General features: G+C 32.3%; 15 protein-coding genes and 1 tRNA gene. 6 read left to right on the forward strand and 10 right to left on the reverse strand.

Annotated elements, in window-relative coordinates:
• Positions 1-8 precede the first annotated feature (8 nt).
• A tRNA-Val gene (locus CLAVI_RS00280) sits at positions 9-82 on the forward strand.
• Here the strand turns inward: CLAVI_RS00280 and CLAVI_RS00285 are convergent.
• From CLAVI_RS00285 to CLAVI_RS00295, 3 genes are read right to left on the reverse strand one after another with little or no spacing between them, the layout of a single operon-like run.
• The gene (locus CLAVI_RS00285; RefSeq protein ID WP_194843591.1) at positions 69-767 is read right to left on the reverse strand and encodes a tRNA (guanine(46)-N(7))-methyltransferase TrmB; all 699 of its coding nucleotides are present in this window, start codon (positions 765-767) and stop codon (positions 69-71) included. The genes CLAVI_RS00280 and CLAVI_RS00285 overlap by 14 nt on opposite strands.
• Positions 768-788: 21 nt before the next feature.
• Complete coding sequence (locus CLAVI_RS00290; protein WP_407644615.1) at positions 789-1,850, reverse strand: ribonucleotide-diphosphate reductase subunit beta; 1,062 nt, start codon at positions 1,848-1,850, stop codon at positions 789-791.
• A 25-nt stretch (positions 1,851-1,875) separates the two neighbouring features.
• Positions 1,876-5,196 (reverse strand): ribonucleoside-diphosphate reductase subunit alpha, encoded by a 3,321-nt coding sequence (locus CLAVI_RS00295; protein WP_228547622.1) that lies wholly within the window; start codon positions 5,194-5,196, stop codon positions 1,876-1,878.
• 238 nt (positions 5,197-5,434) lie between these two features.
• Here CLAVI_RS00295 and CLAVI_RS00300 point away from each other — a divergent pair, with 238 nt between their 5' ends.
• Both CLAVI_RS00300 and CLAVI_RS00305 read left to right on the forward strand, forming a co-directional pair.
• Positions 5,435-6,250 (forward strand): CDP-alcohol phosphatidyltransferase family protein, encoded by an 816-nt coding sequence (locus tag CLAVI_RS00300; RefSeq protein ID WP_194843592.1) that lies wholly within the window; start codon positions 5,435-5,437, stop codon positions 6,248-6,250.
• A 33-nt stretch (positions 6,251-6,283) separates the two neighbouring features.
• Positions 6,284-7,504, forward strand: coding sequence for a DNA recombination protein RmuC (locus tag CLAVI_RS00305; RefSeq protein ID WP_194843593.1), 1,221 nt, complete (start codon positions 6,284-6,286; stop codon positions 7,502-7,504).
• 5 nt (positions 7,505-7,509) lie between these two features.
• Here CLAVI_RS00305 and CLAVI_RS00310 read toward each other — a convergent pair whose 3' ends face one another.
• Together CLAVI_RS00310 and CLAVI_RS00315 are read right to left on the reverse strand one after the other, a co-directional pair.
• Positions 7,510-10,458 (reverse strand): insulinase family protein, encoded by a 2,949-nt coding sequence (locus CLAVI_RS00310; RefSeq protein WP_194843594.1) that lies wholly within the window; start codon positions 10,456-10,458, stop codon positions 7,510-7,512.
• Positions 10,459-10,626: 168 nt separating this feature from the next.
• Positions 10,627-12,108 carry a DegQ family serine endoprotease gene (locus tag CLAVI_RS00315; protein WP_194843595.1) on the reverse strand — a complete coding sequence of 494 codons (1,482 nt, stop codon included), beginning with the start codon at positions 12,106-12,108 and terminating at the stop codon, positions 10,627-10,629.
• Positions 12,109-12,341: 233 nt separating this feature from the next.
• Here CLAVI_RS00315 and CLAVI_RS00320 point away from each other — a divergent pair, with 233 nt between their 5' ends.
• On the forward strand, positions 12,342-13,199 hold the full coding sequence (locus tag CLAVI_RS00320) for a P-loop NTPase family protein (RefSeq protein WP_194843596.1): 858 nt from the start codon (positions 12,342-12,344) through the stop codon (positions 13,197-13,199).
• A gap of 20 nt (positions 13,200-13,219) precedes the next feature.
• Here the strand turns inward: CLAVI_RS00320 and CLAVI_RS00325 are convergent, their stop codons facing one another.
• The 4 genes from CLAVI_RS00325 to glmM are packed head-to-tail and all read right to left on the reverse strand — an operon-like array spanning position 13,220 to position 18,417.
• Positions 13,220-13,936 carry a Bax inhibitor-1/YccA family protein gene (locus CLAVI_RS00325; protein ID WP_194843597.1) on the reverse strand — a complete coding sequence of 239 codons (717 nt, stop codon included), beginning with the start codon at positions 13,934-13,936 and terminating at the stop codon, positions 13,220-13,222.
• A 39-nt stretch (positions 13,937-13,975) separates the two neighbouring features.
• Positions 13,976-15,184, reverse strand: a complete 1,209-nt coding sequence (locus CLAVI_RS00330; RefSeq protein ID WP_194843598.1) for an amino acid permease — start codon at positions 15,182-15,184, stop codon at positions 13,976-13,978.
• Between the two features lie 26 nt (positions 15,185-15,210).
• On the reverse strand, positions 15,211-17,040 hold the full coding sequence (gene glmS, locus CLAVI_RS00335) for a glutamine--fructose-6-phosphate transaminase (isomerizing) (protein ID WP_194843599.1): 1,830 nt from the start codon (positions 17,038-17,040) through the stop codon (positions 15,211-15,213).
• Positions 17,041-17,055: 15 nt separating this feature from the next.
• Positions 17,056-18,417 carry a phosphoglucosamine mutase gene (glmM, locus tag CLAVI_RS00340; RefSeq protein ID WP_194843600.1) on the reverse strand — a complete coding sequence of 454 codons (1,362 nt, stop codon included), beginning with the start codon at positions 18,415-18,417 and terminating at the stop codon, positions 17,056-17,058.
• Between the two features lie 567 nt (positions 18,418-18,984).
• Between glmM and pcnB the strand changes: the two genes are divergently transcribed.
• Positions 18,985-20,214 (forward strand): polynucleotide adenylyltransferase PcnB, encoded by a 1,230-nt coding sequence (gene pcnB / locus CLAVI_RS00345; protein WP_194843601.1) that lies wholly within the window; start codon positions 18,985-18,987, stop codon positions 20,212-20,214.
• A 275-nt stretch (positions 20,215-20,489) separates the two neighbouring features.
• Here the strand turns inward: pcnB and rpmF are convergent, their stop codons facing one another.
• Positions 20,490-20,669: a 50S ribosomal protein L32 gene (gene rpmF / locus CLAVI_RS00350; protein ID WP_194843602.1), complete on the reverse strand. Its 180-nt coding sequence runs from the start codon at positions 20,667-20,669 to the stop codon at positions 20,490-20,492.
• Positions 20,670-21,172: 503 nt separating this feature from the next.
• On the opposite strand from rpmF, the gene CLAVI_RS00355 reads away from it, so the two are divergent.
• Positions 21,173-22,717, forward strand: coding sequence for an Rne/Rng family ribonuclease (locus CLAVI_RS00355; protein ID WP_194843603.1), 1,545 nt, complete (start codon positions 21,173-21,175; stop codon positions 22,715-22,717).
• Positions 22,718-22,720: the final 3 nt, after the last annotated feature.

Below are 22,720 nucleotides of genomic sequence, written 5' to 3' on the forward strand. Positions count from 1 at the left end.
TCTATTGAGGGGTATTAGCTCAGTTGGTTAGAGCGCCACGTTGACATCGTGGAGGTCAGCTGTTCAAGTCAGCTATATCCCATCTTATCCATGGTAGAGTTTTTAAAGATTGTGTAATAAATTTTTCTACCTTTTTCTCTCCATAATTTTTCAAACCATGAATTTCCATAAGTTTCAGCTGCTTCCAAAAAATATGGATCTGTGAAAATTGGCTTCAATCCTGCACTAAAATAAAGAGCTATGGTTTGCGTTAAACAATCATAATCATCAGTCGCTAATGAAATGTTTCCATCGTTTACTAAAGCATTTTTGATCATTTGAATAACTTCTGGGCGCATAATACGATTTTTAGCATGTCGTCTTTTTGGCCATGGATCTGGGAAATTAATCCATAAGTTATTGATGCTTTTTCTTTTTAAATAATGTGTTAAAAAAGTAAAAGCATCTCCACATACCAATATAACATTATTGAGTTTTGCATTTTTCATCTTTGACCAAATTTTGCGAATCCGATCAAAACGAATTTCTACAGCTACCCAATTAACATATGAATTTTGTTTAGCTTTTTCTATAACCCAATCACCATTACCAGAACACAACTCCATTTCTACTGGATGAGAATTTCCAAATAAAACAGGATCATCCCAATCTGGGAATAAAAAAGCTGTGTGCTGATCATAATACTCAGGTACAAACAAAACCCGATCAGAAAATAAAGGTTGTCTATCTTTCCATATAAAGGGACAAGTAAGGCCTGAAGGTCTCATATTTCCTAAAAAAATCAGCTGCTACCATGAAAGGCTAGCAGAAGTCTGATACTCTGTTACACGTGTTTCAAAAAAGTTTTTTTCCTTAGCTAAATCCATAGTTTCACTCATCCATGGAAATGGATTTTTAGAACCATATAAAATTTTCATGCCAATTCTTTCCATTCTTCTATCCGCAATATGCTGCACATAATCAATGAACATGGAAGACTTTAATCCTAGAATACCTGTAGGGAGACAATCTTCTGCATATTCAATTTCTAATTTTACAGCCTCTTGTATCATTTCTAAAATTTCATTTTCAAATGCTGAAGTCCATATATTTGGATTTTCTTCTTTAATCCCATTGATCAAATCAATACCAAAATTCAAATGAATTGTTTCATCTCTTAAAATATACTGATATTGTTCTCCAATACCTGTCATTTTATTTTGTCTATGAAAAGACAAAATCATAACAAAACCACTATAAAAGAAAATTCCTTCCATAATGACATAATAACCAATAAGATTTTTTAATAATTTTTGTAATCCTTCTACTGTTTCTGTAGAAAAATCTGGATGAAAAATCTCTTCTGTTAACTTCATTTGAAAAGCATCTTTACGATGAATTGAAGGTAACTCATTATAAGCATTAAAGACTGCTTTCTCATCTAATGCTAATGACTCACAAATATATAAAAATGTATGCGTATGCACTGCTTCTTCAAATGCTTGTCTTAACAAGTACTGTCGTGCTTCTGGATTAGTAATATGCTTAAAAATAGTAAGTACAATGTTATTACCCACTAAACTTTCTGCAGTACTAAAGAACCCTAAATTTCTTAAAATAACCCGTCTTTCATCATCTGATAAACGTGATGATTTCCATAATTCAATATCTTTGGCCATTTGTACTTCATTAGGAAGCCAATTGTTGGCACAACCATTTAAATAATGTTCCCACGCCCACTTGTATTTAATAGGCACTAGCTGATTAACATCAACAGCATTACAATTAACAAGCCTCTTGTCATTGACATTAACTCGTTTAGCCAAGCCGCCAAGCTCTTCTTTCTCTATACTTGTTATAGTTTTACTCATAATCCTGCCTTCTTATTAACATTTCTTACTGACATGATTCACACCCTTCTTCAAGATTACAAACTGGACTCTTTCTTGATACAACTACATTACCTGATGCAGATTTGTTTTTCATCCAACGAGGCTGCAAGTCTCTTTTATTGATATCAATAGTAGATTTTTCAACTGAAGTTGCTCCTAAAGAACGAGTATAATACGTTGTTTTTAAACCTTTTTTCCAAGCCAATAGATACATATTAGATAATTTTTTTCCATCTGGCTCAGCTAAATATAAATTTAATGATTGCCCCATATCAATCCATTTTTGCCGTCTTTCAGCACAATTAATTAACCATTCAGGATCAATTTCAAATGAATTAAGGAAGAGTTTTTTAATATCATCAGGAATGCGATCAATCTCACTTAAAGAACCATCAAAATATTTTAAATCATCTAACATTTCATCATCCCAAAGATCATGTTCCCTTAACTTATTAATCAAATACACATTAGGAATAGTAAATTCCCCTGATAAATTTGATTTCACAAAAAGTTGTTTATATGTTGGTTCAATAGATTGAGTAACCCCTACAATATTAGAAATAGTTGCTGTAGGTGCTATAGCCATTAAGTTACTATTACGAAGGCCATGTTTTAAAACACGATCTCTAACAGGCTGCCAATCTAATACAATGTCTTTATTCAGCTCAACATACTCATGCCCTCTTTCTTGTTCTAGTAAATCTAGAGTATCTATAGGCAAAAGCCCTCTATCCCATTTAGAACCTTTATAAGATGAATAAACCCCTCTTTCTTGAGCTAATTCTGTAGAAGCAATAATGGCATAATAAGAAATCAATTCCATCGTACGATCAGATAATGTTACTGCTTCATCAGAAGCATAACTGATATTCAATTGATACAACATATCCTGAAAACCCATTAACCCTAGCCCAATAGGACGATGTCGCATATTTGCTGTTTTCGCTTCTTTTGTTGGATAAAAATTTATATCAATAACATTATCTAACATTCGTACAGCTGTTTTAATCGTAGCAGTTAATAGTTCTTCGTCTATTTTAAAGTCTTTAATGTGTGCTGGAAGATTAATAGATCCTAAATTACAAACAGCTGTTTCTTCTTCAGAAGTATTAAGTAAAATTTCAGTACATAAATTTGATGAATGAATAACTCCTACATGATCCTGTGTAGAACGAATATTTGAAGGATCTTTAAATGTAATCCATGGATGACCTGTTTCATAAACCATGCCTAACATTTTACGCCATAAAACATTACAGTCTATTTTTTTGAAAAGCTTAATCTCACCTGCTAATATTTTTTTTTCATATTGTTCATAAGCTTTTTCAAATTCCTTCCCATAAATATGATGTAAATCTGGTACATCGCTTGGGCTAAACAACGTCCATACTTCATTCTTAAGCAACCTTTTGAAAAAAAGATCTGGCACCCAATTTGCAGTATTCATATCATGAGTTCTACGTCTTTCATCACCAGTGTTTTTTCGTAATTCTAAGAAATCTTCAATATCAAGATGCCATAATTCTAAATAAGCACACATAGCACCTTTTCTTTTGCCACCTTGATTAACTGCTATAGCAGTATCACCAGCCACCTTCATAAAAGGAATAACTCCTTGACTGACTCCATTTGTTCCCTTAATTAAAGAACCTGTAGCTCTAATATTTGTCCAATCATTACCAATACCACCAGCCCATTTAGATAACAGAGCATCATCAGCAATAAATTTGAAAATATGCTGTAAATCATCCATAACTATAGATAAGTAACATGAACTTAACTGTGGGTGAATTGTCCCTGCATTAAATAAGGTTGGTGTTGCTGATGTGAATAAGAAAGTAGATAATAAATTGTAGAACTCAATTGCCTTGGCTGTTTTTTGCTCCCCTTCATTTAAAGCTACCCCCATGGCTACACGCATCCAAAAAATTTGAGGAGTTTCAATACGACGCCCTTCATGCTGAAGAAAATATCTATCATAAAGAGTTTGTATACCTAGATAAGCAAATTTACGATCTCTTTCTAATACTAATGCATTTGATAACATTTCTATATCATAGTCTTTTAACCGTGGATCTAAGCGTCCAATAGAAATTCCAAAATCTAAATAAGAATAAAAATATTTTTTATGAGCTACATTTAGATTTACATCTGTAATACTTACCCCTATAACTTCCCGAAACAAGACATCCACTAAAAGATCTGCTGCTACAAAAGCATATTCTGGTTCTTTTTCAATCTTTGCTCTTGCAGCCATAATATTTGCTAAATCAACTTCTTCTTCCTTCATATCATTATAAAAATTAGAAAAAGATAATGCTGATAATTCATTTGCAGAAATAATTTTTGAATCGAATCGAGCACATAATGATTGCATCTTAAGCGCGACTGTCTGTTGATCAATAAAATAAGAAGTATTATCAGATCGTATAACATTGTAGCGAACAACATTAGAAGGAATAGCTACTTCATTCTTTATGACCTGTTCTTGCATTTCTGAAAAAGGGACTTTTTTCTTAAGCTCAACTAATTCTCTTTCATGAGCTCGAGCAGATCTGTATAGAATATAGTTTTTTGCTACTTCATAATATCCATCTACCATTAAATGCCTTTCTACAGCATCTTGGACTTGTTCAATATCTAACACCTTTGCTTCTTGATTATTAAATATATACGCAACAATCTTGTTAGTAATGCCATTAACACACTCCACAAGACCTTCAGAACCCTGACTTCCAACATTATATGTAGCTTGAAAAGCTTTATGTAAAGCGTATGAAATTTTTATTGGATTAAATTTTACTGCTGAACCATCTCTACGCAATACTTTAAGCACTTGAGAACTTGCTTCTCTTTTTGCTGCATGATGATCTCTATAAAGAATATAACCACGAGCCACATCATGAAATCCTGTGGCCATAAGAACAGCCTCTATAATATCTTGTATACTTTCAACAGAAAGTACTTTTCCTAAAGAGATATTTCGTACAACTTCTTCAATCACTGTGTTAGTAGTGTCTATAACTGCTTCTTTAAGTACATAAGAAAGAGTTTGATCGACAGAAATTTTTCTTACATCTCTAAAAGCACTTTCTATAGCTTTTAAAATACGCGTTTTACAAAATGGAACCATCATTCCATTTCTTTTGAGCACCTTATAATGAAGCTCATTAAAATTCGTCTCTGACTTATCTTTAATTAAGACTTCTTTTAACAATGTTTGGCCATTAGTGTACTCTTCAGCGTTGATCATAACACCTCTTATTTTTTTATTTTTAACGATCTGTAGATTTGAATTATCAGCTATGAAAGTAGCACTCAACATATTGTATCGGCTATTCTTTTATACTACTATATATAGTAATGCTATCCTTAATCTGCAATGGAAAAACACTTTTTTTTTCTTTGCTCTTAGAAGTAAAAAAAATTTTATGCTATTAGGCTTTTCAAAAAATTAGTAATGGCTATCCTCCCTATAGTAAAGAACCTTTCTTATTGCTTTTTTATCTTATTCTCTATACTAATCATAGTTTTGCTATAGCTTTTTATGGAGATTTTTCCTAATGAGACGTGTATTTTTAATCCCTAATGCTATTACAGCTCTTGGTCTCTGTTGTGGACTGTTTGTTATTTTCAAAATTATCCTTAAAGATTCTTCTAGAGATTTACTTTCTATGCTTCAAGGACTTTCAATATTATTATTAATTGCTTCTGTAGCAGATGTAGCTGATGGCGCTGTTGCCCGAATGATTAATGCAGAAAGTGCTTTTGGTGGACAATTTGATTCTTTATCTGACTCAGTAACCTTTGGTATTGCTCCTTCTATATTTGTTATTAAAAGCTTAGAAAACGAATGTATTCATAAAGGAGTTGTTTTTTTTATTATTATAGCTGCAATGATTTATTCCCTATGTGGTGTTTTAAGATTAGTGCGATATAATTTATCAAAAATGCCTAAAAAAATAGATCCTCTACAAGGTAAATTTTTTACTGGCCTACCAATTCCTGCGGCTGCAGCTGTATTAGTCTCGACATCACTGATATTGACACGCCCAATCTTTGCTCCTCTTGGTATTGGAAAAGCCTTTATCATGGCAGCGATTTTGTCATTGATGGGTTTTTTAATGGTTTCTAGATGGCGTTTTCCTCGTTGGAATACATTTCATGTTCGAGTTTCTGTGTTTTATATGGTTTTAGCAACTGGATTGGTTGCTGCCTTACTATTTTATGGAATTGTAGACTTTTTTCCAGAAGGATTTACTGCTGCATCATGGTTATATCTTCTTGTATTAGCTCCTTTAGGAGGAGTTAAAGCCCGTCGAATGAAAAAAAATTATCTATCTACACCAGAAGAAGACGAACTTGAACGTATTGTTTAAATTAATTATTTGTGTTCACCTATTATGATGATCATGCCTATCCTTTCAATAATATCAACGTTTATGGGAGGAATAGCGATAGGATATCTTATATCTTTTATCAAAAATAATATTCATAAGACAAATCTTGAAAAAAATCTTCAAGAAGTAACTCTTAGACTATCCTTAGCATTAGAAAAAGAAGCAACCACACTAAGCTTAAAAGAAGAAGTTAAATCTGCTTCTTTCCAAGCTTTAAATACTTTTTATGAAAAAAGTGAACACCATTTTCAAGTTAAATATGCTGCTATTGATAACTTAGTTAAACCTGTCACTGAAACTCTTCATAAATTTAAAGATGAAATTCAAGCGTTAGAACGTAAAAGAGCATTAGATCATGGTTCATTAAATCAACAACTTGAAAATTTATTTAAAACAGAAGGCTTATTACAAATAGAAACAAGCAAACTTGTTCGCATTTTACAAAATCCTGGGACACGAGGTAAATGGGGTGAGATGCAATTACGTAGAGTTGTAGAGTTATCTGGAATGATAAAAAATTGTGACTTTATGGAGCAACCAACCTCTGAAGAACATAAACAACGCCCTGACCTAATCATCCGTCTTCCAGGTAATAAACAAATTATTGTTGATGCCAAAGCTCCTTTTACAGAAGTGTATTTTAATGCTGTTAATGAACAAGATGGCGCTTTATACGCGCAAGGAATGCGAGAATTCACAAAAAGAATTCGCGATAACATTAAACTTTTAAGTCAAAAATCTTATTGGTCACAATTTGACAATACTCCTGAATTTGTCTTATTATTTCTTCCTGGAGAAAGCTTTTTTAGTGATGCTTTAAGACACGATCCTGATCTTATAGAATTTGGAACTAATGAACGGGTTTTTATCACCAGCCCAGTAACACTCTTAGCTACATTAAAAACAATTGCTCACTCATGGAAACAAGAAAATTTAAATAAACAAATAGTTCAGGTTGGTCATTGGGGTAAAAATCTGTATCGTCGCTTGTCCATTATGACTTCATATTGGTCAAAGATGGGAAAAAATTTACATAATGCAGTTGATGCTTATAACGAAGCTGTAGGAAATTTAGAAAAACGAGTTTTAGTATCAGCCCGTGAATTTGCGAATTTTGAAATTGCAGCTGATGATAAAATCATCGAAGATCTTGACCCCATACTTAGTTATCCCCGTTCTTTGCAAGATGAGGATGACCTGTTAGAAAAAGATATTGCCAGCGTTAAAATTTAATTTTTTTACTTGTCAAAAGCTTTTTCTATAGCTAATTCAGGAACAAAGATACCAGCTGCTTCCTTTAATAACGCCTCTCCTGCAAAAATAATACATTCTTTTTTATCTTTTTGCGATTGAATAACTTTTATAACAACATCTATGACTTTTTGTGAGGTCATTTCAAATAAAGCATCTCTGTATTGCTTACGTAGTTCTGGAGTACGACCACCTTTTAATCTAAAGTAAGCCAAAGATGCTCGTGCTCCTGGTGCTATAGGACCATCAATATCTTGTAATACCGAAAGAACTGCTTCATCAAGATCTTCATCATCAAACTCTTCTGATGTAATAAACGTTACTGCCTGATCAAATGCTGCAAAAGAAGTTATAATTGCTGGGTCCCTATAACTAGAAAAATAAAATGATCCATTATTAAAATTACCAGTTACTCCTGATCCATATGCTCCACCTTTTTCTCTAATTTCAGGATGTAAAACCAAATTGTCCATGAGGTGAGAAGCAACAGCTAAAGCAGCAGCATCACTATCTGTATATGAAATATTTAGTGGAAAAACTGCTACATTAAAAGCCACTGCAGAAGATATTTCCATAGCTCGATTAGGAGCAAAAGATAATGGTGTATTTAATGTAGGAGTCCATGGCTTTATAGTTTTTTTAAAAGCTGCACCAATGCCGTAAAACTGTTCCTGTTGAAGCTTTTTTAATGTCTTAGTATCACAACTTAACAACATATCAGTACCTTTAATCCCCAAACAACGCTGATGGATATCTTGTAAAGATGTCTGGATCTCAAAAAATAGCTCTTCAAAACAATCTGAAAGACGTTGAATCATTTTAACATAAGGAACACCATAAATCTGATACTGAATAGATCCTGGCAAAGATAATGGGGCAGCTGCCCAATTAACTGCATACGATGCTGGACTTTTTCTTAAACTATTCGTAAGAGATTCTGCATGTTGCATTAATATTTCTTTGATTCTTTCTTTATCAGAAAAATCAATCGAAGAAATCATATCTGAAAATACTGAAAATAAATGCGCCCGCTTATGTTCTAAAACTTTTCCCCTAATACTAATAGAAGGATTAATCTTATTACAATCCTGAGCATGTGGAGAAAGATCTAAAGTAAAATCTATCCCACCTGTATGTTCTAAAAGATATTCTAAATGTTCTTTATAAGAACGACCTCCACAACCAAGTTGTGGCGCAAGAAAGACAAATAAACGTAACCATGACAATGAAGAACTATCCATATCAGCTAATGGCGCTACTAAATCTACAAAAATAATATCATTAGTAAAACAATCATGATGAAATATTTTAAAATTTTCTCCTTCTAGTTCATTTAATTCAAATTCTTTTGTTTTACGACTAATTTTAGAAAGAGCTATTTTAGGTAAGATATCTTCATATTCATCATCAGCATCTTGATATTTTTGTAATACAATCATATCTGCTCGTACTTGCACATAATCTTTATCAGAAAAATTAGCTGTTCTTAACTGTAGTCTATCTGCTTCTTCTTTCTTTTCTTTTTCTATAAGATCTGGATCCGGGGACATTGTGATACAAACAAAGTGAGGGTTATCTAACAAGTATTTCTTAATAATATCTGTTAAATAAAAAGGTGATTTCAGTTGCTCACGTAGTAAACCAAATCGTTTGTGTATACTTAGTCCATCTAAAGGATGACCACCATGCTGCTTCAATAAACCTGCTCTAAAGAATAATGATAATCCATATGGATAAGAATACCCTCCAATTTCCTTTCTGGATAATTCTAATTGATGCACTGCTCCTTCAATAAGCTGAGGAGAAATACCATCTTTGCATAATTTCTCTAATACAGAGCGAATCAATTTTTCTAAAAGAGGCGCAGCCTCTTTATCACATCCTTTACAATGAAGAGTAAATGGTGCTTCTTGCATTTCATTATCAATAGAAGCATCTGCCTGCTTACATAAACCTGAACGAAGCAATTCACTTTTTAATGGCGATGCATCAGTTCCCATTAAAACAAGCTCAATAACATTAAAAGCTAAGAGCGTATCCTGATCGTGTATATGGCAAGTCAACCAAGAAAACCCAACTAAGCTTTTGTCTTTTAAATCAGGATCATTCAATGGATAATAATGTTGTTGATAAACAGGTGTGGAAAATCTTGTTTGTAATGGAATTTTTTTAACTTCTGGAGCTGATGTTACTTCAGATAACACCTCTTCATTCAAAAAACGTAAATGTTCTTGTAGAGGAAAGTTTCCATAAAAATAAAACAAACATTGAGACGGGTGATAATATATTTCATGAAATCTTTTTAAATCTTCAATCGTAAGATCAATAATCTCTGCTGGATCTCCTCCTGAATTTACTCCATAAGTAATGTCTGGGAACATTGCTACGCCTATGGCTTCAGATAAACGAGCCTCTGCAGTCATCAATGCACCCTTCATTTCATTAAATACAATACCATTAAAAGATAGTACTTCCTTCCCTTCTGCTGCTGGAGCAAATTCTAGCCTCCAACCTTCCTGTAAAAATGATTCTTTACGAAGTAAGGGATGAAATACAGAATCTATATACACTTTCAAAAGATTATAAAAATCTTCTGGAATTTGTGATGCAGCTGGATAACATGTAAAATCTGCTCCTGTAAATGCATTCATAAATGTATTTAAACTTCTGCGTAACATACTAAAAAATGGATCTTTTACAGGATATTTTTTAGAACCACATAAAACTGTATGCTCTAAAACATGCGCAACACCATTGGAACTATTAGGATGAGTAGGAAAGCACAAATTAAAAACATTCTCATCATCATCATGAATCAAAGCCATTACCTGACTTCCTACAATAAGATGACGTGCTTGCACAAGTGTACTTCGAATTTCAGTAAGATCCTCTACTTTTTCTAGCAAAAATCCATGGAAAATATCACCTTCTTTCATTGAAGACCTCTTACTTTAAGTACAAAGAAAAAAAATTTAAGAATTTCTTTACCATTTGACAACAACCAGTTTAAGAATTTCTCTAAATATTAGCGGTTTATTTTCCTATAATTTATTTATTATTGATACTGATTTTTCATTTATATAAAAATTAAAGAATATACATCTTTAATCAATGTTAAGTGCAACAAAACAGACAACATCACCTGGTTGCCCAATCATTAATAATAAACGTTTTTCTTTAGTAGCATTAGATAATGCTATATTAAATTCTTCCATTGTGGATACCTTTTTACGATTAACAGCTAAAATCAAATGCCCTGCTTTAATTCCACTATCTGCGGCTTGTGAACCTGGTTCTACATGAACAATTAATATCCCCTTTTTATTTCCAAAACCAAGCTGTTGTGCAAGATCTGGAGTAAGAGGTTGAGCTTTTAGCCCTAATTTACGCAAAGGAGATGAGGTGCCATCTTCTGGAATTGCCATAATTGTAATATGCAATTCTATGATTTTTCCCTCTCGTAAAACTTTAAGTTCTATCTTTGATTGAGGACTCATTAATGAAATTGCATTACGGAAAGCGCTTAAAGTTTCCACTTCCTTACCATTACATTCAATAATGATATCCTCCTGTCTTAGTCCTCCTTTATCTGCTGGAGAATCTTTTAAGATATCTGTAACTAAAGCTCCTTTTACATCTTTTAGTTGATAAAATGATGCTAAATCAGAGTCTATTGGTTGTAATGTTACCCCCAAAAATCCACGAGTAACTTGACCATCTTCAATAAGTTGTTTCATTACATGACAAGCCATAGAACTTGGAATAGCAAAACCTATTCCCATGTATCCCCCTGAACCACTTACAATAGCAGTATTTACACCAACTACTTGTCCATCAATATTTAATAAAGGACCTCCTGAGTTACCTGGATTGATCGCAGCGTCTGTCTGAATAAAATCTTCAAAATCTGCAATATGCAATTGATTCCGGCCTTTAGCACTGATGACACCAATAGTAACTGTTGCTTGTAATCCAAAAGGATTGCCTACTGCAATAGCCCAATGACCTACTTCCACTGCTTCAGAATCACCGAATTCTAAAAAAGGAAGATGTTCTTCATCAATTTTTATAACTGCTAAATCAGTTTTAGGATCTACACCAATAATAGAGGCTACATATTTTTTACCCCCATTTAAGGTAACTTGTACTTTTCCAGCTCCATCAACAACATGATTGTTGGTTACAATATAACCATCTGCTGAAACAATAAATCCTGTTCCTTTTACTGCTTCTTTAGGCAAAGGTTGTCTCTCTTGTGGAGATGGAAATCCAAAAAATCGATTAAAAAATTCATCATTAAAGTAATCAAAAGGATTTTCATATGGCCCTTTACGATTACCCTGTAAAGGGTTAACTGTGGAAACCTTTGCCTGTAGACTATTTGCTGGATAACTTTCAATATAAACAACTGCTGGAGTAGCTTTCTTAGAAACTTTAGCAAAATCTTGAGCAATTTGATGTAATAAGCCTTTAGACGAAGTTTCTTCTACGCTATGAGTCTTTGGCATACTAACTCTAGCTTCTATGCTTAAAGAAAACATTAATGTCATTAAAAACAGGATGCTAAGATGAGGGATCTTGCGCATATTACCTTCCGCTTAATTAAATCGATCAAAATATGAGTATAACAATAGAAATATAACAATACAAAGATTTATACGCGATATTCATTTTAACGAAAGTTTTACTGAATACTTGAACTATGTCTATACCTTAACCTACAAAACATTACCCAAAACTTGATCATGAAAATAAAAATGAGCTCGATTATTTTTTCTGTTCTGCTATAATTTTCTAATAAGTAATAAGACCTTATATTATGTTAAAACTATTCAAAAATGCTTTGCTTACATTAATAGGCAAAAAACAATTCTCTTACAACATAGATGAACTACAGTCTCTTTTTTATGGAGCTGACTTTGGCAGAGAATTAACAGAAAAATTAACTGCGCATATTCAAACATATACTATAAGCACGTCTGAAGATCTTTTTCAACTTATTGAAACCTTCCTTTTTAATATTTTATCACCTTTCCCTCCTTTTTCTCTTACAACAATTCATACTCCTCGAATCATTATGATATGTGGCACTAATGGAAGTGGTAAAACAACTTCTACCGCCAAGCTCATAAATTTTTTACAAAAACATGGTCAAAAAATTGTTGTGGGTAATACAGATACATTCAGAGCAGGAGCTCAAGAACAATTAAAAATTTGGCAAAATCGTCTACATTTTGATTTAATTAAAGGACAGCCTGGAGGAGATCCTGCATCTATTGCTTTTGATACTATAAAAGCTGGTATTTCTAGATCAGCTGATACTATCATTATAGATACATCTGGAAGACAAGCAAATAATACTGGCCTTATCCGAGAATTAGAAAAAATTATCAGTGTAAGTAAAAAAGCAGCACCTCAATTGCCCATAGAACCTTGGATTGTACTTGATAGTACCTTAGGGCAAGCCGCCTATGAACAAACATTAGGCTTTAAAAATCATATTCCTTTATCTGGATTCATTTTTACTAAAACAGATGGAACAGCAAAAGGTGGGATTTTATTTAAAATAGCAGACAAATTAAAACTTTCTCCCCTTTTTCTTGGATGTGGAGAAAACTTAAATGACTTTATTCCATTTAATGCTCAAGCATTTTGTAAAGGGCTAATCGCCCTTTAAAAATTCTTTTTTTTTAATAATTACTTACGATTGTTATTAGAAGATGAAAAAATTTGTAATAAATACCAAAAGATCATAATCATATTTAAATACATTCTAAGGGCCATCATTAATGAAAGCTTGTATGAAACAACTGATTCTACTGAAACTTCTTGGCTCATTCTGCGAATAGTGTGTGCATCATAAGCTGTAAGAGCTGTGAATAAGACCAACCCAATGTAGGAAATCATTAAATAAAAGAAAGGCAAATGAACAAACATTGATATCACAAAAAACAAGAGTGAAATCACAATAAATCCAACAAAAGCCATACTTAAAATTTTACCTAAGCCTGTCAAATCACTCTTAGTAAAAGTTCCATATAAAGCAGACATTCCAAAGATCACAGCTGCTGTTAGAAAAGCTGTCCAGATAATACCACCCCCATAAGCTTTCGCAAACATAGGCAATACCAATCCAAAAATGACTCCTTCCAAAACAGCATAAAGAACAAATAAGCTAGCAACTCCACCTAATGACATTGTCGAAATACGTCGATTAATCCAAAAAGAAATACCTAATGTACCTAATGTGCAAACCCACCAAAAAGGCTGTAAAGCCATGGATAAACCTGACGCACCTAATGTATATGCAACAAATGCAGTTACTGACAACCCTAGGGTCATCCAGCCATACACACGAGAAGAAAAAACACTTAATGCTTTAACATCTCTAACAGTTTCTCTACTATAGCTCATATTAATAACCTTTAAAAATTCTTTAAAAGACACCTAAATCTACAGAAAGGAAACAAAGATATCAACAAAAACACAAAGTAATAAAAATGATATTAAAAGGTTTCCACCTGGTATAATTCTTTGTTTATCAGGATATTTATATCTTCCTCTCCAAAAGACAATAATAGGTAATAAACCAACTAGCATAATACCACAAAATCCACTTCCAACACTTAACGCTTCTACTGAAAGATGGGGATATGCAATAGCAAAAAATAATCCTGGCAAAAAGGTAATCAAAACTAAAAGAAACCGTTTAAATCCTACTTTAGCCCATTGAAATAGATCTGCCAAAAAATCAAAAATACTTAAGGCTAAACCAGACAAGGAAGTCACCAAAATAGCAAAAGAAAAAATATTTCCTATCGCATGAATAACAGGACTACATTGGATATAATTTAGAGCTAATAATGCTGTATCGCCTTTATGCCTGGCCTCTACCAATATACTTAAAGGAAAAGCACCCAGCATCATTAATTCCCAGCCTACGTAAGTTAAAAAAGCAATACCTGTTCCAAGAATTAAAGCCCAGATCACAGAGCTTTTATCCTTTTCACAATAAAAATATAACGAAGGAACAATGCTGTGATAACTAAAAGAAAATAAAATTATAGAAAAATTTTTGGGAGAAAGAGCCCATTGATGCATTTGGATAAAGGGCAACTGAAATTTTGAGCCCATAAAAAAAATCATTACAACAAAAGAGCATACCAAAATACCTAAAAAAATCTGATTCACTCTATCAACGACATGAGTCCCAATAAAAATAAATCCACCAAATACTAGCGCTATTAAGATAGCAAAATAGGCACTTGGAAGGTTAATTATTAGATTTTTGTTAATCGATAAAAGCGTTTGAATACACACAACACCTTCAGACAAATAAAGGGCAGATAATGAATACAAAAATAGCAAGTACACAACTGTAACAAATATAGCTCCCCATGTTCCAAAAAGGCGTCTAACCATAGAACAAAAATTAATCTCATCCTGAAACCATGTACAAATTTCAACTAATAAACACCCTGTTATTAAAGAAAATGCCCAACATATAACATATGTAAGAAGAGAAGGGAAAAAACCAGCCTCTGCGGTAACAATAGGGACTGTTAACATCCCTAGTCCTATAGCATTACCAGCAATCAATAACGCTCCTGCAAAAATTTTCATATTAATACCATTTTTTACATAAGCAGCTAGCTGTTTCATCATTTATCTAATAAAACAATTAAATATTATTCAACTGTTACTGATTTTGCTAAATTTCTTGGGCAATCAATATCTGTGCCTTTTTTTAAAGCAATATAATATGCAAACAATTGGCTAACTACTGCCATTAGAATTGGTATACATTCTTCTGGTCCATCAGGGATAGATATAATATCATCAGCAATAGAAGAAAACCTTTCTTCTCCATCTGTAACTATAGCTAAAATAAATCCTTTACGAGCTTTAATCTCTAATAAATTATTTTTTATTTTTTCATTAAGAATAGCACCTTTACAAAAAGCTACAGCTAAAGTAGACGATTCGACTAAAGCTAATGGCCCATGCTTCATTTCTCCTGCGGGATAACCTTGAGCACTTACATAAGCAATTTCTTTTAATTTTAAAGCACCTTCGCAAGCAATTGGAAACATATAACCACGCCCTAAAAAGAAAAAATCAGTAATACTACTATATTTTTCAGCAAGTTCAGCAATAATAGTGTCTTGTTTTAAAATATTTTTAATCTGCTCAGGTAACTTTTTAATAGATTCTAACAATTCTTTAGTCATTGGCTTTTGAAATGAAAAGATTTTTAAAAAGAGCAATAACATCGCCATTAATTGTCCTGTAAATGCTTTAGTAGAAGCAACTCCCACTTCCTTTCCTACATGTAGGATAACACTTGCATCTGTCTCTCTAACTAAAGAAGACTCTTCTTCATTACAAACACTAATAATAAATAGTATTTGTTTTTCCTTAAGCATTTCTAGTACAGCAAGAGTATCAGCTGTTTCACCTGATTGACTAATTACTATAGCTAATGTTTTATGAGAAATAACAGGATTCCTATAACGAAATTCTGAAGCTATTTCTGCTGAAGCAGAGATTGAAAAACGATCTTCTATAAGATATGCCATTAATAATGCAGCATGATAAGAAGATCCACATCCTATTAATACAATTTTTTCAGCTTGGTTAATTAAAGAAAGATAAGGATCTAAGAAATTAAACAATAACTGGTTATCATTACTAATATAGGTATTTAAAATAGCTGTTATAGCCTTTGGCTGTTCCCATATTTCTTGTAACATATGATGTGCATAAAGCCCTTTGTTTTGAAATTGAAAATGCTTTCTAAAACCTTCTCTCCATTTTTCGGGCAAAATTGGATCAAAAAGATCATTATAAATTTGAATTTTTTGACCTATAATTTCTGCTGTCTCTCCTGTTCGCAGATAGACAAACTCTTTAATATCTATAGGAAAAGCTTGTGAATCAGAAGAAAAAAATATATTTTTCTCCCCTTTTCCAATAATAATTGGAGCACCTCTATTAATACATATTAATTTTTTTGGGCTATCTTTATGAACAACTACAAAAGCAAAGCGACCTTGCAATAAAGAAGTTGTCTTCCTAACTGCTGTTAATAAATCTCCTTTATAAAAATAGGCAATCAATTGAGGGATCACTTCTGTATCTGTATCTGAAAGAAAAGATACCTTTTGTTTTTCTAAGTTTTTTTTTAATTCTTCATAATTTTCAATAATCCCATTATGAACAACAGCACATTGATAAAGAGAATCAAAATGAGGATGCGTATTTTCTTGAGATGGATGACCATGTGTGGCCCATCGAGTGTGCCCCATTACAATATTCATAGATGCATTTTTTTGATGTTCGATTTCATCTCGAAGAAGAGGCACTGGTCCCACAGCTTTAAAATAAATCAACTGACCAGAATCATTTAACCCTGCTAACCCTGAAGAATCATATCCACGATACTGTAATTTCTCTAACCCATTAATAACAGCATCTAGCTCTATGTTTTCTCCTATACATCCATACATTCCACACATGACTAATCCATTATTTTAAAAATTGTCAACATTATGAATTATTGCTGAAGCTAATCTGTGCGCATGATGTTGTACCTCAACATCATTTGCCCCTTCCACCATTATTCTACAGCAATTTTCTGTTCCTGAGTATCGAACTAATATTCTTCCACAATTTCCTAATTGAGCATTTATATCTTGTAATATTTTTTGAAAATTTATTAACCCTTCTAAAGGAGGCTTGTTATCAACTGGTACATTAACAATCGCTTGTTTTCTTTTAGGTATTACAGAAGCCAACTGAAAAAGAGATTTTCCTGTTTCTATCATTACTTCTAAAATATGTAATGCGGCTAAAATTCCATCTCCAGTTGTACTATAATTAGAAAAAATAAGATGCCCACTTTGCTCTCCTCCAATAGAAATATCATTTTTTAGCATAGATTCTACAACATACCGATCACCTACATCAGCAATAACACTATTTATTCCTTGTTTTTCTAAATAAGCAATCACGCCTGAATTAGTCATTGTTGTTGTTACTATTTGATTATTTTTCAAGCAAGATTTGGAATGTAAGTAATCAGCATAAATAGCCAATAATATATCTCCATCAATGATGTTACCCTTTGCATCTGACATAATTAATCGGTCAGCATCACCATCTAAAGCAATACCTACATCTGCTTGATTATGAATGGTTCCCTGGGATATGACATCTGGTGTTAAAGATCCATAATCTTTATTAATATTAAATCCATCAGGAGTAACTCCAACAGCTACCACCTCAGCGCCTAATTCCCAAAAAACTAGAGGGGCAACTTTGTAAGCAGCTCCATGAGCACAGTCCAGAAAAATTTTAACGCCCTTAAGTGTCATTTTTTTAGGAAAACATGATTTCACAAACTCTACATAACGACCTGATGCATCATCTATTCGTTTACTTTTACCTAAGTGATCACTACTCACAAATTTAATATCTGTAGAATTAAGAATTATCTCTTCTATTCTTTGTTCAATTACTAAAGACATTTTAACTCCTGATGAAGAAAAAATTTTAATGCCATTATCAAAAAATGGGTTATGAGATGCTGAAATAACTACCCCTGCATCAGCTCTATAAGCTCTAGTGATAAAAGAAATGCCTGGAGTAGGCAAAGGCCCTACTAGCAAAGTATCTACTCCCATAGAAATCAATCCAGCCACCAATGCACTTTCAAACATATATCCAGATAATCGAGTATCTTTTCCAATAACTACTTGAGGGTGTTCTGTACTTTCTTTAAGAACTATAGCCAAGGCCTTTCCTAAGCATAAAATTGTTTCTACTGTCATAGGAAAATAATTAGCTTTTCCTCTAATCCCATCTGTGCCAAATAAAGGACTTTTTTTTATCATTTTTTCACCTCATCGTCCAAGCAAGAATAATAAAAATTGGATTAGAAGACTTATTCAGAAATTTTTTATTTCATGTAAAATGCTTCTAATTTTAGAGTAAATTTAATGGTTTTTTACTTTCTAAAAACTATCATCTCATCATTAAATATGTTTCTTATAAAAGACATCCCTTATGTCTACAAAACTATCTATTTCTATCTTATTAACTTAATTTTATTTTTTAATTTTTTAATCTAGACAAAATAATAAATATTTTTTTGGATCAATCATAAATTTTTCCAAACTTATTTAAAAAATAACTACTAAATTAAAACCTTTCAAGATGGAAAATAACCATGATGGTAAACAACCATATTATTGTGATACAATATTGACCAATACCTTGCTTGTAAAAAAAACAAGGAATGTAAACAAAAACTGTAAACTTTTTACTGATAGTAGCGCCATGATTTTCTACTTATATTTTGGCGAAAGAAAACAGGCTATGCTAAGGCATAAAATAACTTTTAGAAAAGTTTTTCTAAAATATTACATATTTATTAGCTACGAGAAGAAGGACCAACGTTCGTGACTCCTCAAATATACCCCTTACACAAACATGGGATTCGCAAAGAATCAGTAAATACCCATGCACTCTCTGTTGTACAGACTCTAAGACAAGCAGGCTACTTAGCCTATTTAGTAGGAGGATGTATCCGAGACCTTCTTATGAAGAAAACTCCTAAGGACTTTGATGTATCAACATCTGCAAAACCTGAAGAAATTAAAGCTTTATTTCGTAATTGTATTTTAGTGGGAAAACGTTTTCGTTTAGCTCATATTCGTTTTAAAAAACATATTATTGAAGTATCTACATTCCGATCTGGAGATCCTGAAGACGAAAGCCTTATTGTCCGCGACAATATTTGGGGAACTGCTGAAGAAGATGTCATGCGACGAGACTTCACTATCAATGGTATTTTTTATGATGCAGAAGAAGAAATACTTATTGATTATACAGGTGGATTTATAGATCTTAAAAAATCTTTACTCCGATCTATAGGCAATCCAATGCTTCGCTTTAAACAAGACCCTGTACGGATGATTAGATTACTAAAATTCCGAGCTCGCTTCAATTTTTCTGTAGAACAAGACACTCTAGAAGCCTTACATAGCTGCAAAGAAGAAATTTTTAAAAGTGCTTCTGCTCGTTTAATGGAGGAAGTGTTTAAAATTCTCATTTTTGGACATGCTGAAAATTTTTTTCGACTTAGTGAAGAAGCTCAAATGCTTCCTTTATTATTTAAAAAACAAGTTGAAATGTTCAATAAGGATCCTGAATTAAAAAAAATAGCATTTCAATATCTCCATGCTTTAGACAATCTTGTTAATAAAGGATATAGGGATATTGAAAGGCCTATTTTAATCGCCGCTCTTATATTTCCCTTATTAGACTTTTCTTTAAAAAATCATCCTTTAGTAAAAGATAACGATGTTTCTACATCGTTTGGCTTCATTGTTGATTTTATTCAAGAATTCATGTCGACATTTTTTTATCATTCATTAACTGGTTGTCCAAAAAAAATTCTTTTAATTACTTCTTCTATTCTTCAAAATCAATATAGAATGATAGGACTTACTTCTAAAACTGGTATACGAAAAAGTAAAACTGGATTTTTAAAACAAGCTTCTGCTGAAGCTTCTATATTTTTTCTAAAAATTAGAAGCTTAGTTGATCATGACCTTATTCCTATTTATAACAAATGGAAAAAAAGCCTTCATGATTTAAGAAAAAAAACAGATAATTCAGATTTTTGATGTCATGCATACTTTGTTTATCGTTATAAACAAAAAATTCATGATTCTTAAGATTTTATCAAATTAATAAATCTAATGATGTTTTAGGATTAATTCCTAACCACATCATCTAATATTAATAATAAAAGAAAAAAAACATTCTACTATGAAATGATTAGAAAATAGAATTTATGATGCATGTTTTTTAATCAAGGCAAGCTATTAAATATTTTTATATTTGATAGCTATTACCTTATTTAAAAACTTTTATAAAAAAAAGAAATTCATATAAAAATTTAGGCTTTTGCACTTACTACAAGCTTGCCTTTATAAAACCCACAAGTAGAACAAACACAATGAGAACGTCTTGGCCCAGCACAATTATCGCATACAAGCAGATCTTTAGGCTTCTTAGCATGATGACTTCTTCTTATATTTTTTCGGGCATTACTCAAGCGATTACGAGGAACTGCCATAAAAACTCCTTATTAAGATTAAGGTTTTCTTCAAAAAATTGACCAAAAAAATTTTATACACCTCTAGAGTAATGCATACTGGCCAGAAAAAAACCCAATTCAGAGATTGATTTTAATCATTTATGCATTTTTTACCAAGCAACATCCTCTTCAAAAACTATATTTTTAAAAATCTTAAAAAATAACAGAAGAACAAAAAATAATAAAATTCTGCTATGTTTTTGAAAAATGAACTCGTCTACTATTTTTGTAGAAAAGTTCTTAGGTTTCAACTAGAATGCGCACCTCATGAAAGCGAGTAAGTCTTGAAAGCTTGAAGGATATATCGCTTATTTTAAAGATAAAAACAGCAATTTTACTGTTGATTTTAGCTATGAAATAAGTAAAGAAAATTCTTAACAAAAGAGCTAATATACTTTACCAAAGCATGCTTTGATAATTTTGGTTCTAATGGCTGACACTTCGCCTCTTTTTCTTGCGTTGAAAATGAGCACAGGCAACCTATGGATAATGACGTTCTTCTAAACGTGGAATCGAAAGAGATTCGATATGCACATCTGGAACATGGCCTGCTGGCTGACTTAATTGTTGAACGAAAAAAAACTCGTCAACTCAAAGGCAATATTTACCGAGGAAGAGTTACTAATATTCTTCGTAATATTCAATCTGCTTTCATTGATATTGATGAAGGAGAAAATGGATTCATCCATATTTCTGATATCATAGAAAACACAAAAAAATTTGAACAAATGTTTGAAATGGACTTTGACTTGGATTATGACATTCAAGAAGTTGATACCAAACGCCAAGAACAAAAAAATATTGATGAAATCTTGAAAATGGATCAAACAGTCCTTGTTCAAGTAGTCAAAGAACCTATAGGTAATAAAGGCGCCCGCCTCACTTCTAACATAGCTATTCCTGGACGTTATCTTGTCCTTCTTCCCAACTCTCCTCACAGAGGCGTTTCTCGAAAAATAGAAGATGTATTAGTTCGAGAAAAATTAAAGCGCTTAATTCGTGCTTTTGAAATGCCTCAAGACATGGGCCTGATTTGCCGTACAGCTAGTATGTATACCTCTACTGAAATGTTAATTAATGAAGCCCATGAATTACTTGAATCATGGACTCAAATCATGGATCGATTCCATGATACAGCTGGAACTGGCTTACTTTATGAAGAAAGTGACATTGTTAAAAAAGTTTTAACTACCTGCATTGATAAGAATTATGACCGTCTTTTAATAGACAATTATGCAATGTTTCAAAAATGCAAAAAAATGTATCGCAAGTTCACAATGGAACAAACATTAAAAATAGAATACTACAGAGATAAAGTACCTATTTTTGAAAGATTCAATGTAGAACGTGAAATTGAAAAAGCTATCAAAAGAAAGATATGGCTCTCTAGTGGCGGCTATCTATTTTTTGATAAAACAGAAGCAATGCATACAATAGATGTCAATTCAGGAAGAAGCACTAATGTAGAATCAGATTTAGAAGAAACATTAGTTCAAATTAATCTTGAAGCTAGTGAAGAAATTGCCCGTCAACTTCGCTTAAGAAACATTGGTGGTTTGGTCATTATTGATTTTATTGATATGAAAACTCGCAAAAATCAAAAACGTGTTTTAGATAATTTTAAAGAACAAATGAAAACAGATTCTGCAAAATGCACTATATTAAGCATGAGTGATTTCGGCCTTATAGAGATGACCAGACAACGTAACAGAGAATCTCTATTACAAACCATGTTTACTTCATGCCCTTACTGTCATGGAAATGGATTAATTAAAACCCATGAAAGCATTGTTATTGAGATGGAACGTAATTTAAAAAAAATAATCCATGAATCAGAACAATACTCTCTATATATCTCATTACACCCTATCTTACGCCATTACATGGATGTAGAAGGTGATGAAAAAGCATTAATTAAACTCGCTAAACAGATGAAAGTTTCTCTTGAATTTATTTCATCAGATCAACTGCATTTAAATGATTATCAATTTTTCTCTGGCATGACCAATGAAATGCTAGAATACTAATAG

Origin of the sequence: Candidatus Clavichlamydia salmonicola, assembly GCF_015356765.1 — a bacterium.
Classification (GTDB): Bacteria; Chlamydiota; Chlamydiia; order Chlamydiales; family Chlamydiaceae; genus Clavichlamydia; species Clavichlamydia salmonicola.

Bases quoted from the DNA above. Each gene is read 5' to 3' on its own strand.
- CLAVI_RS00285 (WP_194843591.1), bottom strand. From the start codon at position 767: ATGAGACCTTCAGGCCTTACTTGTCCCTTTATATGGAAAGATAGACAA.
- CLAVI_RS00290 (WP_407644615.1), bottom strand. From the start codon at position 1,850: ATGAGTAAAACTATAACAAGTATAGAGAAAGAAGAGCTTGGCGGCTTG.
- CLAVI_RS00295 (WP_228547622.1), bottom strand. From the start codon at position 5,196: ATGTTGAGTGCTACTTTCATAGCTGATAATTCAAATCTACAGATCGTT.
- CLAVI_RS00300 (WP_194843592.1), top strand. From the start codon at position 5,435: ATGAGACGTGTATTTTTAATCCCTAATGCTATTACAGCTCTTGGTCTC.
- CLAVI_RS00305 (WP_194843593.1), top strand. From the start codon at position 6,284: ATGCCTATCCTTTCAATAATATCAACGTTTATGGGAGGAATAGCGATA.
- CLAVI_RS00310 (WP_194843594.1), bottom strand. From the start codon at position 10,458: ATGAAAGAAGGTGATATTTTCCATGGATTTTTGCTAGAAAAAGTAGAG.
- CLAVI_RS00315 (WP_194843595.1), bottom strand. From the start codon at position 12,108: ATGCGCAAGATCCCTCATCTTAGCATCCTGTTTTTAATGACATTAATG.
- CLAVI_RS00320 (WP_194843596.1), top strand. From the start codon at position 12,342: ATGTTAAAACTATTCAAAAATGCTTTGCTTACATTAATAGGCAAAAAA.
- CLAVI_RS00325 (WP_194843597.1), bottom strand. From the start codon at position 13,936: ATGAGCTATAGTAGAGAAACTGTTAGAGATGTTAAAGCATTAAGTGTT.
- CLAVI_RS00330 (WP_194843598.1), bottom strand. From the start codon at position 15,184: ATGAAACAGCTAGCTGCTTATGTAAAAAATGGTATTAATATGAAAATT.
- glmS (WP_194843599.1), bottom strand. From the start codon at position 17,040: ATGTGTGGAATGTATGGATGTATAGGAGAAAACATAGAGCTAGATGCT.
- glmM (WP_194843600.1), bottom strand. From the start codon at position 18,417: ATGATAAAAAAAAGTCCTTTATTTGGCACAGATGGGATTAGAGGAAAA.
- rpmF (WP_194843602.1), bottom strand. From the start codon at position 20,669: ATGGCAGTTCCTCGTAATCGCTTGAGTAATGCCCGAAAAAATATAAGA.
- CLAVI_RS00355 (WP_194843603.1), top strand. From the start codon at position 21,173: ATGGATAATGACGTTCTTCTAAACGTGGAATCGAAAGAGATTCGATAT.